The organism is Pseudomonas rhizophila (assembly GCF_003033885.1).
Taxonomy (GTDB): Bacteria; Pseudomonadota; Gammaproteobacteria; order Pseudomonadales; family Pseudomonadaceae; genus Aquipseudomonas; species Aquipseudomonas rhizophila.
Genome location: NZ_CP024081.1, coordinates 2,822,345 through 2,835,155 on the forward strand (window position 1 = coordinate 2,822,345; position 12,811 = coordinate 2,835,155).

Below are 12,811 nucleotides of genomic sequence, written 5' to 3' on the forward strand. Positions count from 1 at the left end.
CACCAGATCAGAGCGAGATTGGATGTGAGCAAGAGAGCCTATAACTTCTGTGCCGGCCCGGCGGCGCTTCCTGAAGCGGTCCTGAAGCGTGCCCAAGGTGAACTTCTCGACTGGCATGGCAAGGGCCTGTCCGTCATGGAAATGAGCCATCGCAGCGATGAGTTCGTGTCCATTGCCACCAAGGCCGAGCAGGACTTGCGTGATCTGCTGAACATCCCCTCCAACTACAAGGTGCTGTTCCTGCAGGGCGGCGCCAGCCAGCAGTTTGCGCAGATCCCGCTGAACCTGCTGCCCGAAAGCGGCAAGGCCGACTACATCGACACCGGGATCTGGTCGCAGAAAGCCATCGAAGAAGCCTCGCGCTACGGCCACGTCAATGTCGCGGCCACTGCCAAGCCCTACGACTATTTCGCCATTCCCGGCCAGAACGAGTGGAACCTGTCCAAGGACGCGGCCTACGTTCATTACGCGCCGAACGAAACCATCGGCGGCCTGGAATTCAACTGGATTCCGGAAACCGGCGACGTGCCCCTGGTGGCTGACATGTCTTCGGACATCCTGTCGCGCCCGGTGGACATCTCCCGTTTCGGCATGATCTACGCCGGCGCCCAGAAGAACATCGGTCCCAGTGGCATCCTGGTCAGCATCATTCGCGAAGACCTGCTGGGACGCGCCCGTTCCTTGTGCCCGACCATGCTCAACTACAAGGTCGCCGCCGACAACGGCTCGATGTACAACACCCCGCCGACCCTGGCCTGGTACCTGTCCGGCCTGGTATTCGAGTGGCTCAAAGAACAGGGCGGTGTCGAGGCTATCGGCAAGCTCAACGAAGTGAAGCAGCGCACGCTCTATGACTTCATTGACGCCAGCGGCCTCTACAGCAACCCGATCAACAAGACTGATCGTTCGTGGATGAACGTACCGTTCCGCCTGGCCGACGATCGTCTCGATAAGCCGTTCCTGGCCGGTGCCGACGAGCGCGGGTTGCTGAACCTCAAGGGCCACCGTTCGGTCGGCGGCATGCGCGCTTCCATCTACAACGCCGTCGATATCAACGCGGTCAATGCGTTGATTTCCTACATGGCAGAGTTCGAGAAGGAACATGGTTGATGTCTGAGCAAGAACTCAAGGCGCTGCGCCTGCGCATCGATGCCCTGGACGAAAAGGTCCTGGAGCTGATCAGCGAGCGCGCGCGCTGCGCCCAGGAAGTGGCACGGGTGAAAATGGCCTCCTTGGCCGAAGGCGAAGTACCAGTGTTCTATCGCCCGGAACGTGAGGCGCAGGTACTCAAGCGCGTCATGGAGCGCAACAAGGGCCCTCTGGGCAACGAAGAAATGGCGCGGTTGTTCCGCGAGATCATGTCTTCGTGCCTGGCCCTTGAGCAGCCTTTGAAAGTCGCTTACCTGGGCCCTGAAGGCACCTTCACCCAGGCTGCCGCCATGAAGCATTTCGGCCACGCCGTGATCAGCAAGCCAATGGCGGCCATCGACGAAGTCTTCCGTGAAGTGGCGGCGGGCGCGGTGAACTTCGGCGTGGTGCCGGTGGAAAACTCCACCGAAGGCGCGGTCAACCACACGCTGGACAGCTTCCTTGAGCACGACATGGTGATCTGCGGCGAAGTCGAGCTGCGCATCCACCATCACCTGCTGGTGGGGGAGAACACCAAGACCGACAGCATCAGCCGGATCTACTCCCACGCCCAGTCCCTGGCCCAGTGCCGCAAGTGGCTGGATGCCCATTACCCGAATGTCGAGCGCGTGGCGGTGTCCAGCAACGCCGAGGCGGCCAAGCGGGTCAAGGGTGAATGGAACTCGGCGGCGATTGCCGGCGACATGGCGGCCGGCCTCTATGGCCTGACCCGCCTGGCGGAAAAAATCGAGGATCGTCCGGACAACTCCACGCGATTCCTGATGATTGGCAGCCAGGAAGTGCCGCCCACCGGCGACGACAAGACGTCGATCATCGTCTCCATGAGCAACAAACCCGGCGCGCTCCATGAGCTGCTGGTGCCGTTCCATGACAATGGCATCGATCTGACACGGATCGAGACCCGTCCGTCGCGCAGCGGTAAATGGACCTACGTGTTTTTCATCGATTTTGTCGGCCACCACCGCGATCCACTGGTAAAAGGTGTGCTGGAAAAAATCAGTCAGGAAGCAGTGGCACTCAAGGTGCTGGGTTCCTACCCCAAAGCAGTTCTTTAAGGGCGGATAGCTAATGAGTGGCAACTTCCTCGCTCTGGCGCAGCCAGGCGTGCAACAACTCTCGCCTTACGTTCCAGGCAAGCCGGTGGACGAATTGGCCCGCGAGCTGGATCTGGACCCGGCCAGCATCGTCAAGCTGGCAAGCAACGAAAACCCTTTGGGGGCGAGCCCCAAGGCGCTGGAGGCGATCCGGGACGAGCTGGCCGAGCTGACCCGTTATCCCGACGGCAACGGTTTCGCCCTCAAGAGCCTGCTGGCCGAGCGCTGTGGCGTGGAGTTGAGCCAGGTCACCCTGGGCAACGGTTCCAATGACATTCTCGAGCTGGTGGCGCGTGCCTACCTGGCGCCGGGCCTCAATGCCGTGTTCAGCGAGCATGCGTTTGCGGTCTACCCGATCGCCACCCAGGCCGTCGGCGCCGACGCCCATGTGGTGCCGGCCAAGGATTGGGGGCATGACCTGCCCGCCATGTTGGCGGCCATCGACGCCAACACGCGGGTCGTCTTCATCGCCAATCCAAACAACCCGACCGGCACCTGGTTCGACGCCCAGGCGTTGGACGACTTCCTGCAGGACGTGCCCGAGCACGTGCTGGTGGTGCTGGATGAGGCCTACATCGAATACGCCGAAGGCAGCGATTTGCCCGATGGCCTGGATTTTCTCGCCGCCTACCCGAACCTGCTGGTCTCGCGCACGTTCTCCAAGGCCTATGGCCTGGCATCGCTGCGGGTTGGTTACGGCCTGTCCACCGCCGTGGTGGCCGATGTGCTCAACCGCGTGCGTCAGCCGTTCAACGTCAACAGCTTTGCCCTGGCCGCTGCCTGTGCTGCGCTCGGGGACGACGCCTACCTGGCCGAAAGTCGCCGCCTGAACGAGGCTGGCATGCAGCAGTTGGAAGCCGGGTTCCGTGAGTTGGGCCTGAGCTGGATTCCATCCAAAGGCAACTTCATCTGCGTCGACCTGGGCCGTGTCGCTGCCCCGGTGTTCCAGGGCTTGCTGCGCGAGGGTGTGATCGTGCGTCCGGTGGCCAACTACGGCATGCCGAACCACCTGCGCGTCACCATTGGCCTGCCAGCGGAAAACAGCCGCTTTCTCGAGGCGTTGAGCAAGGTTCTGGCTCGTGGTTGATGTCACTTCACTGCAATCTGCTGCACCTATGATCGGTCGCCTGGTGGTGGTCGGTCTGGGATTGATCGGCGGCTCTTTCGCCAAAGGCCTGCGCGAAAGCGGTCTGTGTCGTGAAGTGGTGGGTGTCGATCTGGACCCGCAGTCGCGTCGGCTGGCGGTGGAACTGGGAGTGGTGGATCGCTGCGAGGACGACCTGGCGATTGCTTGCCAGGGTGCGGACGTGATCCAGTTGGCCGTGCCGATCCTGGCCATGGAGAAGCTGCTGGCACGCCTGGCGACCATGGACCTGGGGCAGGCGATTCTCACGGACGTCGGCAGTGCCAAGGGCAATGTCGTGCGGGCGGCCACCGAAGCCTTCGGCGGGATGCCGGCGCGCTTTGTGCCGGGTCATCCGATTGCCGGTTCCGAGCAGAGCGGGGTGGAAGCCTCCAACGCCGAACTGTTTCGTCGTCACAAAGTAATATTGACGCCACTGGACCAGACCGATCCGGCTGCGCTGGCAGTGGTGGATCGCCTGTGGCGCGAGCTGGGTGCGGACGTCGAGCACATGCAGGTCGAGCGCCACGATGAAGTATTGGCCGCCACCAGCCATTTGCCACACCTGTTGGCGTTCGGTCTGGTGGATTCATTGGCCAAACGCAATGAAAATCTTGAGATCTTCCGTTACGCTGCCGGCGGTTTCCGCGATTTCACGAGAATCGCCGGTAGCGACCCGGTCATGTGGCACGACATCTTCCTCGCCAACCGCGAAGCTGTCCTGCGCACACTCGATACATTTCGCAGCGACCTCGACGCCTTGCGCGACGCGGTCGATGCAGGGGACGGGCACCAATTGCTGGGCGTTTTCACACGCGCCAGGGTGGCCCGCGAGCATTTCAGTAAAATCCTGGCCCGTCGGGCCTATGTGGACGCTATGAACTCCAACGATCTGATTTTCCTGGCACAACCTGGTGGCTCCCTGAGTGGGCGTATTCGTGTACCGGGCGATAAATCGATTTCCCATCGTTCGATCATGCTCGGCTCCCTGGCTGAAGGCGTGACCGAAGTGGAAGGCTTTCTCGAAGGTGAAGACGCCCTGGCGACGCTGCAAGCGTTCCGCGACATGGGCGTGGTCATCGAAGGCCCGCATCACGGTCGCGTGACCATTCATGGTGTCGGCCTGCACGGCCTCAAGCCGGCTCCGGGGCCGATCTACCTGGGCAACTCCGGCACGTCGATGCGCCTGCTGTCCGGACTGCTGGCCGCCCAGGACTTCGACAGCACCCTGACCGGTGACGCTTCGCTGTCCAAGCGGCCGATGAATCGCGTGGCCAACCCCCTGCGGGAAATGGGTGCGGTGATCGAGACGGCGGCCGAAGGTCGTCCGCCAATGACCATTCGCGGTGGCAACAAGCTCAAGGGCCTGACCTACACCATGCCGATGGCCAGCGCCCAGGTGAAATCCTGCCTGCTGTTGGCCGGTCTCTATGCCGAAGGCAAGACCACTGTCACCGAGCCGGCCCCGACCCGCGACCACACCGAGCGCATGCTGCGCGGCTTCGGCTACCCGGTCACGGTCAACGGTGCCACGGCCTCCGTCGAGTCCGGCAGCAAACTGACCGCGACCCACATTGAGGTGCCGGGCGATATCTCGTCCTCGGCGTTCTTCCTTGTGGCCGCCTCGATTGCCGAAGGCTCCGAGCTGGTGCTTGAGCATGTGGGCATCAACCCGACCCGTACCGGTGTGATCGACATCCTGCGCCTGATGGGCGCTGACATCACCCTGGAAAACCAGCGTGAAGTGGGCGGCGAGCCGGTTGCAGACCTGCGCGTACGAGCAGCTAAACTCAAGGGTATCGAGATTCCCGAAGCGCTGGTGCCACTGGCCATCGACGAATTCCCGGTGTTGTTCGTGGCGGCGGCCTGTGCCGAAGGGCGCACCGTGCTGACCGGCGCTGAAGAACTTCGGGTCAAGGAGTCGGATCGTATCCAGGTGATGGCTGACGGCCTGATCGCGTTGGGCGTGAAATGCCAGCCGACGCCGGACGGCATCATTATCGACGGCGGCCAGATCGGCGGTGGCGAAGTCCATGGTCACGGTGATCACCGTATCGCCATGGCCTTCAGTGTTGCGTCTTTGCGCGCCAGTGCGCCGATCCGCATCCATGATTGCGCCAACGTCGCGACGTCGTTCCCGAACTTCCTGGCGCTGTGTGCCCAGGTCGGTATTCGAGTAGCACAAGAGGCACAGTCGTGAACATCAAGGCACCGGTTATCACCATCGATGGCCCAAGCGGTTCGGGCAAGGGCACCATCGCCGGAATACTGGCCAAACAATTGGGCTGGAACCTGCTTGATTCGGGCGCCTTGTATCGTCTGCTGGCGTTCGCCGCGGCCAATCATGGCGTCGATCTGACCAACGAAGAGCTGCTCAAGGCCCTGGCTGCGCATCTGGACGTGCAGTTCATCGCGGCGACCGACGGTCAGCTGCAGCGCATCATTCTGGAGGGTGACGAAGTCAGCAATGTCATTCGTACCGAAAGCGTCGGGGCCGGGGCCTCCCAGGTCGCCGCGCTGCCGGCGGTGCGCGAGGCGTTGCTGCAGCGCCAGCGCGCTTTCCAGGAGCCGCCCGGATTGGTGGCCGATGGGCGCGACATGGGGACCGTGGTGTTTCCCGATGCCCCGCTGAAGATTTTCCTCACCGCCAGTGCTGAGGAGAGGGCTCGTCGCCGATATTTGCAGTTGAAGGGCAAAGGCGAGGATGTTAGTCTGTCGAGTCTGCTAGATGAGATCCGTGCACGCGACGAGCGTGACACCCAGCGCGCAGTAGCCCCGCTCAAGCCGGCGGCTGACGCGATACAGCTGGATTCCACGGAGTTGTCCATCGATCAGGTGTTGCAACGCATCATGAGCGAAATCGCCATCCGCGATATCGCCGGGTGACCAGGAAGCTCCGCAGGGGACCAGTCATAGTCCTGCGGTGCTTCTTTTATATGAAACTAACCCACACCGTCTGGGGTGTGGAGGCGGGCGTATTCTTCGCCCTAATCAACAGGAATTAAAATGAGCGAAAGCTTTGCGGAACTCTTTGAAGAAAGCCTGAAAACCCTGAACCTTCAGGCAGGCTCCATCATCACCGGTGTTATCGTTGATATCGATTACCAAGCTCGCTGGGTAACCGTTCACGCTGGTCTGAAGTCTGAAGCACTCATCCCGCTTGAGCAGTTCTACAACGACGCTGGCGAACTGAACATCAACGTCGGTGACGAAGTTCACGTTGCGCTGGACTCGGTTGAAGATGGCTTCGGTGAAACCAAGCTGTCCCGTGAAAAAGCCAAGCGCGCTGAATGCTGGATCGTTCTGGAAGCGGCTTTCGCAGCTGAGGAAGTGGTCAAGGGCGTTATCAACGGTAAGGTTAAAGGCGGCTTCACTGTCGACGTTAACGGCATCCGTGCGTTCCTGCCAGGTTCCCTGGTTGACGTCCGTCCAGTGCGCGACACCACGCACCTGGAAGGCAAAGAGCTGGAATTCAAGGTCATCAAGCTGGACCAGAAGCGCAACAACGTTGTCGTTTCCCGTCGCAGTGTCCTGGAAGCCGAGAACTCCGCCGAGCGTGAAGCTCTGCTGGAATCGCTGCAGGAAGGCCAGCAGGTCAAGGGTATCGTCAAGAACCTCACCGATTACGGCGCATTCGTCGATCTGGGTGGCGTCGATGGCCTGCTGCACATCACCGACATGGCCTGGAAGCGTATCAAGCATCCTTCGGAAATCGTCAACGTTGGCGACGAGATCGATGTCAAGGTTCTGAAGTACGATCGCGAGCGCAATCGTGTTTCCCTGGGCCTCAAGCAACTGGGTGAAGATCCATGGGTTGCTATCAAAGCCCGTTACCCAGAAAGCACCCGCGTCACCGCTCGTGTTACCAACCTCACCGACTACGGCTGCTTCGCTGAGCTGGAAGAAGGCGTTGAAGGTCTGGTACACGTTTCCGAAATGGACTGGACCAACAAGAACATCCACCCTTCGAAAGTCGTACAAGTCGGCGACGAAGTGGAAGTTATGGTTCTGGACATCGACGAAGAGCGTCGTCGTATCTCCCTGGGCATCAAGCAGTGCAAATCTAACCCATGGGAAGATTTCTCTGGCCAGTTCAACAAGGGCGATAAAATCTCCGGCACCATCAAGTCGATCACCGATTTCGGTATCTTCATTGGTCTGGATGGCGGCATCGACGGTCTGGTTCACCTGTCCGACATCTCCTGGAACGAAGTGGGCGAAGAAGCCGTACGCCGCTTCAAGAAGGGCGACGAGCTGGACACCGTTATCCTGTCGGTTGACCCAGAGCGCGAGCGCATCTCCCTGGGCATCAAGCAACTGGAAAGCGATCCGTTCTCCGAGTACGTTCAAGAGAACGATAAAGGCGCAATCGTTAAGGGCATCGTGAAAGAAGTTGACGCTAAAGGCGCCATCATCACCCTGGCCGACGATATCGAAGCGACTCTGAAGGCCTCCGAAATCAGCCGTGACCGCGTTGAAGACGCGCGCAACGTTCTGAAAGAAGGCGAAGAAGTAGAAGCCAAGATCATCAGCGTTGACCGCAAGAGCCGCGTAATCCAGCTCTCCATCAAGTCGAAAGACGATGCTGAAGAGAAAGAAGCAATCCAGAGCCTGCGCGACAAGCCAGCTACCTCTGACATTGCTGCTGGTCCTACCACTCTGGGCGACCTGCTGCGTGCACAGATGGAAAAGCAGAACTGAGTTCTGTCAGACCATAAAAAAGGGCGACTTCGGTCGCCCTTTTTTGTGGGCGTGATTCGGGAAAACTGGCCTGTTTGTAAGTTGGCTCCTCTGTCTGACTCGGCAGTGAAACCAATCCTGCAACCTAACTGTCTCTTTCTTTAAGCAGATCAATCACCTATTCAGGGCTAGACTGCGGATGCTCCCCTGGGCCAATGTGGGAGCGAGCCTGCTCGCGATAGCGCCAGATCAAACACCACCCCGTCGGGTGCTGCATATTCAAGGAGATTAATGAACAGGCTCATCCTGGTATTCGCAGTATTGACCTTGGCAGGTTGCACCACAAGTGCCAAGACCCATGCAGTGCGTGGCGTCAGTGGCATCGAGGTCGATTGTTCCGGCCTGGGATCGGGCTGGGAAAAATGCCACAAGCGCGCTGCGAAGGAGTGCAAGGGCGCAGGGTACAAAGTCATCACTCGCTCCGATGATGCCAAGGATGAAGATCAGTATCCATTCGGCTTCAATCCGGCAGGCTACCTGACCCGCACGATGTTGGTCATTTGTCGTTGAATGCGCTCAAGTGCAAGGCTTGTGCAGAAGCGGGGCAAATACGACAGGATGAAGATATGTCAAGACTTGGGCTGTTCAAATTCTTCCGGTCATGCTAAAACCTTTTCAAGCGATTTTCCTAGCTGCTTGAAAAAGAAGGGAAAAATATGACGAAGTCGGAGTTGATCGAACGAATTGTCACCCATCAAGGGCTACTCTCATCTAAAGATGTGGAGCTGGCCATCAAGACCATGCTTGAGCAAATGTCCCAGTGCCTGGCGACCGGAGACCGCATCGAGATCCGTGGCTTCGGCAGCTTCTCTCTCCATTACCGTGCGCCGCGTGTCGGTCGCAATCCCAAAACCGGCCAATCCGTGAGCCTGGACGGTAAATTTGTTCCGCATTTCAAGCCGGGCAAGGAACTCAGGGATCGCGTCAATGAGGAGGAGGGGGATGACCTGTAAGGAGGCGTTTATGCAAGGGGAAATTCATGCACCGCTTTAAACGTTTTGCCCTCGTCTTGCTCGCGTTGCTAGTGGCTGCAGTCATCGTTCTGTTTGTGCTTGAAAATACCCACTCTGTCGCATTGTTGTTCTTGGGCTGGTCGACGCCGCAGGTTCCTGTTTCGGTTTTCGTGCTGTTGGCGTTTCTCGCTGGTATGATGTTGGGCCCGTTACTCGCATGGTTCATGGGCCTGCGCCGACGGTTTAAATAATGGATGTGTGAGCCCGGAAGTCTTTGTGTAAAAGGATCACTGTCTGCAACTTTTTTCTGGCGTTTGGGTGCGTTTTGATCGTGTTTAATTTAACTCAGTTTGTTGCGGTATCCGCCGAGGGGCTGATCGTTCTGCCTTTTAGCGTGTCCAGTTTGTGTGCGGGTGTCATGTCAAAAAAAGGACATGAGGCCTCAGATGCAAAATAATCCAGTCGAAACCCATCGCTCTGATGAGATTGACCTTATTGCCCTCGCTCAGGGTCTTTGGTCCCAAAAATGGTTGATCATTGGTGTGACTCTTTTAGTCACGGTAGGCGCGGCTGCGTATGCGTTTCTCAGTAAGCCGGTCTATGAGTCCAAGCTTTTCATCATGCCGCCAACGCAGAATGATATAGCCGAGCTGAATTTTGGTCGTGGGAAAAGCACTGAGCTGGAACCTTATTCGATCAAGTATGTTTATGACGTTTTTGCCAGAAACCTTCAAGGCGAGTCCCTGCGTCAGAAGTTCTTCAATGAGATTTATCTTCCCTCCCTCGATGAGTCTCAGCGACAGGGCGCGCTCGACCGTTTGTACGCGCGCTTTTCCCGGGAACTGGTGATCAAAGGGCCGGGAAAAGATACGCCAGATCGCTTTTCGGTGGCCGTTCAAGGTGGGGACCCTGTCCGGGCCACTGAATGGGCAAAGATCTACGTCCAACACGCCAGCGAAGCTGCTGAGTCGGAGCTGGTCAAGAACGTGAGCACCGAGGCGTCGGTAAATGCGCGTAACCTTGAGCAGCAAATTGTGAGCTTGCGCGAGACTGCGCAGCGCGTTCGCGAGGACCGCATTCAGCAGCTGCGGGAGGCGTTGAAGATCGCTGAAGCGATCGGTTTGACCTCGCCGAGAATCAACTCTTCTGCGGCGGTGGATATCACGGTAGATACCGGCGATAAAATGGATTACCAGCGGGGTAGCAAAGCATTGGCGGCGGAAATCAATGCGCTGGAGTCCAGGTCTTCTGATGATGCATTTATTACTGATTTACGGCCGCTGCAGATGCAGTACGGTTTATATCGTAAGTTGAATGTTGATCCTGAAAGGATTTCGGTTTATCGGCAGGATGGTAGTATTGAAGTGCCGGAGAGTCCGATAAGGCCAAGAAAACTTTTTATTCTTGTAGTGGGTTTTATTTCTGGGCTGGTATTAGGTGGATTTATCGCATTGATTCGATTTTTGGTCATTCGGCTATCAACAGCGTCGGGTGTAGTAGCTGCTCGTTCGTAGCTGATAGTAAATAGCCGACTTCCTCTTGAGGCGATTATCGCGGATTGAGGTGCAACTTCTTAAGCTATGTTTTTCATGTTTCCCGCAAAATCGAACCTACTCCAGATATCCGCTTGGAAGGTGCGCCAGCTAGGTTAGGGGAGGGGGGCTGCGATCTCTGTAGGCGAGGTGGAGTGGTCTAATGAAACCGGACACCCATTTGGGCGAGAATATCGCCACATAGAGGTGTCAGATGACCAAACAACGCCGTACCTTTTCCGCTGAATTCAAACGCGAGGCTGCCGACCTCGTTCTTAAGCAGGATTACAGCTTCATTGAGGCCAGCCGCTCGCTTGGTGTCGGCGAGTCGGCTTTGCGCCGATGGGTCGACCAAGTGCAGCAAGAACGCACGGGCGTCACCCAGCAGAGCAAAGCGCTGACCCCGGAGCAGCAGAAAATCCAAGAGCTGGAAGCCCGAATTGCTCGCCTTGAGCGGGAAAAATCGATCTTAAAAAAGGCTACCGCGCTCTTGATGTCTGAAGATCTCGAGCGTTCGCGCTGATTGACCAGTTGAGCATCCACGAGCCGGTTGATTGGCTGTGCAAGGTGTTTGAAGTGACCCGCTCGTGCTACTACGCTCGGCGTCTCAGGCGCCGCACACCGGATTTAGAACGCCTTCGATTGCGCAGTCGGGTGAACGAGTTGTTCACCCAGGGCCGCAGTGCTCCCGATAGCCGTAGCATCATGGCCATGATGCAGGACGACGGTGAGCAGATCGGGCGATTCAAGGTGCGCAGCCTGATGCGCGAGCTGGAGTTGGTCAGCAAACAACCGGGATTGCATGCTTACAAAAAGGCGACGGTCGAGCGGCCCGACATCCCTAATATTTTGAACCGGGTGTTTGATGTGCCCGCTCCTGACCACGTCTGGTGTGGCGATATCACTTACATCTGGGCTCAAGGGAAATAGCAGTATCTGGCGGTTGTGCTAGATATTTTTGCCCGCCGTGTTGTGGGCTGGGCGTTGTCGGGAAAGCCGGATGCCGACTTGGTCATCAAGGCCTTGGACATGGCTTACGAGCAGCGAGGGAAGCCTCAGGATCTGCTGTTCCACCCAATTTAATGGTGGGCTGCCACCGGCTCAGGCCGAGAAAAAACTTAACGTCGTGTCCGGGATCAGTTGACCACTACAAGGAGCGTTTGTGTCCTGCTAGGACCGCCTGTCTCTTTGATCAAATCAAATTCGTGTAGGCATGCTGTGCCTATCCTTTAGCGTTCTCCTATAATTTTGCCTGATGGCGATCTGCAGTGAATGCGATGTTCATTTCCTCCCCCATATCTCGGCTTAAGCGCGTACCGAAGCAAGGAATTCACCTATCGTTGGATAGGAAGCTCTGCGCGCAGATGATTGTGGCTAAGGATTTTTCCCCTTTAGTTGTATAATCTATTCATCTGAAGGTTCAACGCGCTTGGTTGAGGTCTTGCTCGATGGTTTAGAGCAAGCAAGCTGGAGAGCTGGTCCCTCCAGCCCAGCCAGTGAAGGGCGTTCCGCAATGAGTGGTGGGTGGATGTTGAGCGTTAGTGATTAGAGTATGGACATGAATATTCGCAATGCAATCAGCGAATCCACCCTCTGCAAGCGGCGGAAGGCTTGGTATCGGGCGCAGTGTAAATCCAGGCAGGATCATCGAGCTGAAGAAAATCTGCAGCGGAAGGGCTATGCGTGTACTCGTCCCATGTGCCGTCGTGTTCGAATCGTACGAGGACAGCCCCGGATCGTCCAAGAGTCACGATTTCCAAGATACCCATTCATAAATCTTCCTGCCGATACCGATTGGTCTCCTTTGCGTTCGACCCATGGGGTTAGTCGTATTGTGAGTTTTGGAGGGCGACCGCTGCGGCTAGCTAACTCTGTCGTCCTGAAATTACAACACCGCGATGAGTTGATGAGTAACTTTCATGTCACGTGCTCAGAGCGTGCTCAATCTCTCGAACCAACTTGCATTGAGCTTGATATTATTATGGTGGCTGCGGACGGTAAAGAGCGAATGGTCATGCTCGTAAATTGCTTGAATCGACAGGAGCAATCGATAAGTCATCATTATACATAGCTATATAACCGGATCACCTGAACGGATTCGGGCGTGGAAAGCATGAATCAGCGCACTAGGGCGTCGACGGTTAACCCTAGGACGGTAGCATGCATAGAAGCATGTTTTAGTTTGACCAGACTCATTCATTCGATAATTTAGGCTTTGAC

General features: G+C 57.4%; 11 protein-coding genes and 1 pseudogene. All 12 read left to right on the plus strand.

Translation table 11 applies throughout. The annotated features are described in order from the left end of the window. Positions 1–24 precede the first annotated feature (24 nt). The 12 genes and pseudogenes from serC (at position 25) to CRX69_RS28235 (ending at position 12,662) form a co-directional block, all read left to right on the plus strand. Positions 25–1,110 (plus strand): 3-phosphoserine/phosphohydroxythreonine transaminase, encoded by a 1,086-nt coding sequence (gene serC / locus CRX69_RS13295; protein WP_076385786.1) that lies wholly within the window; start codon positions 25–27, stop codon positions 1,108–1,110. Continuing rightward, on the plus strand, positions 1,110–2,204 hold the full coding sequence (gene pheA, locus CRX69_RS13300) for a prephenate dehydratase (RefSeq protein ID WP_003199233.1): 1,095 nt from the start codon (positions 1,110–1,112) through the stop codon (positions 2,202–2,204). The genes serC and pheA overlap by 1 nt, the downstream gene beginning before the upstream one ends. Before the next feature lie 13 nt (positions 2,205–2,217). Beyond that, entirely contained in the window at positions 2,218–3,330 is a 1,113-nt protein-coding gene (gene hisC / locus CRX69_RS13305) for a histidinol-phosphate transaminase (protein ID WP_107322147.1), read from the plus strand. Between the two features lie 28 nt (positions 3,331–3,358). Continuing rightward, entirely contained in the window at positions 3,359–5,566 is a 2,208-nt protein-coding gene (locus CRX69_RS13310; RefSeq protein WP_047226310.1) for a bifunctional prephenate dehydrogenase/3-phosphoshikimate 1-carboxyvinyltransferase, read from the plus strand. Continuing rightward, complete coding sequence (gene cmk / locus CRX69_RS13315; protein WP_047226311.1) at positions 5,563–6,252, plus strand: (d)CMP kinase; 690 nt, start codon at positions 5,563–5,565, stop codon at positions 6,250–6,252. The genes CRX69_RS13310 and cmk overlap by 4 nt, the downstream gene beginning before the upstream one ends. Positions 6,253–6,372: 120 nt before the next feature. Beyond that, positions 6,373–8,067, plus strand: a complete 1,695-nt coding sequence (gene rpsA, locus CRX69_RS13320; RefSeq protein WP_014337228.1) for a 30S ribosomal protein S1 — start codon at positions 6,373–6,375, stop codon at positions 8,065–8,067. A 270-nt stretch (positions 8,068–8,337) separates the two neighbouring features. After that, entirely contained in the window at positions 8,338–8,616 is a 279-nt protein-coding gene (locus tag CRX69_RS13325; RefSeq protein WP_107322148.1) for a hypothetical protein, read from the plus strand. A gap of 146 nt (positions 8,617–8,762) precedes the next feature. Next, positions 8,763–9,059, plus strand: coding sequence for an integration host factor subunit beta (ihfB, locus tag CRX69_RS13330; RefSeq protein WP_047226313.1), 297 nt, complete (start codon positions 8,763–8,765; stop codon positions 9,057–9,059). A gap of 26 nt (positions 9,060–9,085) precedes the next feature. After that, the gene (locus tag CRX69_RS13335; RefSeq protein ID WP_047226314.1) at positions 9,086–9,310 is read left to right on the plus strand and encodes a LapA family protein; all 225 of its coding nucleotides are present in this window, start codon (positions 9,086–9,088) and stop codon (positions 9,308–9,310) included. Between the two features lie 195 nt (positions 9,311–9,505). Next, on the plus strand, positions 9,506–10,573 hold the full coding sequence (locus CRX69_RS13340; RefSeq protein WP_107322149.1) for an LPS O-antigen chain length determinant protein WzzB: 1,068 nt from the start codon (positions 9,506–9,508) through the stop codon (positions 10,571–10,573). Positions 10,574–10,805: 232 nt separating this feature from the next. Next, positions 10,806–11,665 (plus strand): annotated as a pseudogene (locus CRX69_RS13345) (IS3 family transposase); the annotation flags it as partial. Between the two features lie 484 nt (positions 11,666–12,149). Beyond that, entirely contained in the window at positions 12,150–12,662 is a 513-nt protein-coding gene (locus CRX69_RS28235) for a transcriptional activator RfaH (protein WP_157952124.1), read from the plus strand. Positions 12,663–12,811 lie beyond the last annotated feature (149 nt).

Excerpts from the sequence above, each read along its gene's own strand:
- pheA (WP_003199233.1), top strand. The coding sequence starts at position 1,110 with ATGTCTGAGCAAGAACTCAAGGCGCTGCGCCTGCGCATCGATGCCCTG.
- hisC (WP_107322147.1), top strand. The coding sequence starts at position 2,218 with ATGAGTGGCAACTTCCTCGCTCTGGCGCAGCCAGGCGTGCAACAACTC.
- CRX69_RS13310 (WP_047226310.1), top strand. The coding sequence starts at position 3,359 with ATGATCGGTCGCCTGGTGGTGGTCGGTCTGGGATTGATCGGCGGCTCT.
- rpsA (WP_014337228.1), top strand. The coding sequence starts at position 6,373 with ATGAGCGAAAGCTTTGCGGAACTCTTTGAAGAAAGCCTGAAAACCCTG.
- CRX69_RS13325 (WP_107322148.1), top strand. The coding sequence starts at position 8,338 with ATGAACAGGCTCATCCTGGTATTCGCAGTATTGACCTTGGCAGGTTGC.
- ihfB (WP_047226313.1), top strand. The coding sequence starts at position 8,763 with ATGACGAAGTCGGAGTTGATCGAACGAATTGTCACCCATCAAGGGCTA.
- CRX69_RS13335 (WP_047226314.1), top strand. The coding sequence starts at position 9,086 with ATGCACCGCTTTAAACGTTTTGCCCTCGTCTTGCTCGCGTTGCTAGTG.
- CRX69_RS13340 (WP_107322149.1), top strand. The coding sequence starts at position 9,506 with ATGCAAAATAATCCAGTCGAAACCCATCGCTCTGATGAGATTGACCTT.
- CRX69_RS28235 (WP_157952124.1), top strand. The coding sequence starts at position 12,150 with ATGAATATTCGCAATGCAATCAGCGAATCCACCCTCTGCAAGCGGCGG.